Below are 1,993 nucleotides of genomic sequence, written 5' to 3'. Positions count from 1 at the left end.
CGATCGCCCGCCACCTCGCCACCGCCCACGGCGCCCGCAGCCTGCTGCTGATCACCCCGCCCGGACAGGGCGCCGGAGTGGCCGGCCTGCGCGCCTGGCTCACCCGGCGGGGCACGGAGGTCCGGCTCGCGGAGGCCGACCTCGACGACCGCGCGAAACTCAGGCGGGCGCTGGCCAAGGCCCCCTCTCCCCTGACCCTGGTCGTCCACGCCTGGGACGCCGTGGACGAGCCCTCCGAGACCCGCGTGGCCGCCGAGGTCCGCACCCTGCACGACCTCACCCGCGACGCCGCCCTCTCCGCCTTCGTGCTGTCCTCCTCGACCAAGGGTCTGCTGGGCGCGGCCGGTGAGACCACCGAGGCCGCTTCGGCCGCCTTCCTCGACGCCTACGCCCAGAACCTGCGCGTCCAGGGCGTCCCGGCCCGGTCCCTCGCCTGGGGCCCCTGGGAGGGCGAGGGCGACACGGCGAGCGGTGCGACGGGCGGCGTGACGAGTGGTGCGCTGACCGAGCAGCAGGCGATGGCCGCCCTGGACACCGCCCTCACCGTGGACGACGCCCAGCTCGTCGTGATGAAGCTCGACCCGTCCGCCGCTCCCGGCTCGCCGCTCCTGCACGACCTGCTCGATGTGCCGGCCCGGACCGCCACCGCGGACGAGGCCGTCACGAACGCCCTGCGCGAGCGCCTCGCCGACGTTCCGGACGCCGACCGCGACCAGCTCCTCACCGACCTGGTCCGCGACCAGCTCGCCGACCTGCTCGGCCTGACCGGCAGGCAGGCCGTCCAGCCCGGACGCCCCTTCACCGACCTGGGCCTGACCTCGGTCACCGTGGTCGAACTGCGCAACCGCCTCACCGAGGCCACCGGACTCCGCCTCCCCGCCACCTCCGCCTTCGACCACCCCACCCCGCAGGCCCTGGCCGGTCTGCTGCGCCGTGAACTGTCCGGCGGCACCACCCCGGCCGGCACCGCCCCGACCGCCCCCGCCCCGCTCCCGCGCACGGCCGACGACCCCGTCGTCATCGTGGGCATGGCCTGCCGGCTGCCGGGCGGTGTCGCCTCCCCGGAGGACCTGTGGGAGCTGGTACGGGCCGGCGGCGAGGGCACGGGGCCCTTCCCGACGGACCGGGGCTGGGACCTGGACCGCCTCTTCGACCCGGACCCCGACCACCCCGGCACCAGCTACGTCCGCGAGGGCGGTTTCCTGCGCGACGCGGGCGACTTCGACGCGGCCTTCTTCGGCATCTCCCCGCGCGAGGCCCTGGCCATGGACCCGCAGCAGCGGCTGCTCCTCGAAACGTCCTGGGAGGCGTTCGAACGGGCCGGCATCGACCCCACCGCCCTGCACGGCAAGGACGTCGGCGTCTTCACCGGAATGATGCACCAGGGCTACGCCGCCGGCGCCACCGGCGATCTCGAAGGCCACCTCATGACCGGGACGACCGCCAGCGTGGCGTCGGGCCGCGTGTCCTACGTACTCGGCTTCGAGGGCCCCGCGGTGACGGTGGACACGGCGTGCTCGTCGTCGCTGGTCGCCCTGCACCTGGCCGCCCAGGCGCTGCGGGCCGGGGAGTGCTCGATGGCGCTCGCCGGCGGCGTGACGGTGATGTCCGGACCCGAGTCGTTCGTGGAGTTCTCCCGGCAACGGGGCCTGGCTCCGGACGGCCGCTGCAAGTCCTTCGCCGCGGCGGCGGACGGCACCGGCTGGGCAGAGGGCGTGGGCGTGCTGCTGGTGGAGCGCCTGTCGGACGCGCAACGGCTGGGCCACCGGGTCCTGGCGGTGGTACGCGGCTCGGCCGTCAACCAGGACGGCGCCTCCAACGGCCACACCGCCCCCAACGGCCCCTCCCAACAACGGGTGATCCGGCGGGCGTTGACGCAGGCCGGGCTGACACCGGCCGACGTGGACGCGGTGGAGGCGCACGGCACGGGCACGGCACTGGGCGACCCCATCGAGGCACAGGCCCTCCTGGCCACCTACGGCCAGGACCGCGA

General features: G+C 75.4%; 1 protein-coding gene. It reads left to right on the top strand.

Going from position 1 to position 1,993, the window contains the following annotated elements:
- Nucleotides 1-1,993, top strand: a 1,993-nt coding sequence (locus tag HO151_RS01120) for a beta-ketoacyl synthase N-terminal-like domain-containing protein (protein WP_173894275.1), incomplete at both ends; no start/stop codon positions are given.

The organism is Streptomyces sp. 8P21H-1 (assembly GCF_013302945.1).
Note: the sequence above shows the minus strand (reverse complement) of the source record. Positions and strands in the feature narration are given on the sequence as shown.